A 206-nucleotide genomic window follows, 5' to 3' on the forward strand; every position below is an offset into this window, starting at 1 on the left:
ATACCCGATTATTATCCACGCCAAATTCCTCGACTAGTGAGCTGTTACGCACTCTTTAAATGAATGGCTGCTTCCAAGCCAACATCCTAGCTGTCTTAGCAATCTGACTTCGTTAGTTTAACTTAGCTGTCATTTCGGGGCCTTAGCCGATGGTCCGGATTGTTCTCCTCTCGGGCACGGACCTTAGCACCCATGCCCTCACTCCC

1 rRNA gene is annotated in these 206 nt (G+C 49.5%); it reads right to left on the reverse strand.

Annotated features, from left to right (window positions below):
• A 23S ribosomal RNA gene (locus H6A27_RS15055) occupies nucleotides 1–206 on the reverse strand; the annotation flags it as partial.

It is taken from the genome of Bacteroides caecigallinarum (genome assembly GCF_016902295.1).
Taxonomy (GTDB): domain Bacteria; phylum Bacteroidota; class Bacteroidia; order Bacteroidales; family Bacteroidaceae; genus Phocaeicola; species Phocaeicola caecigallinarum_A.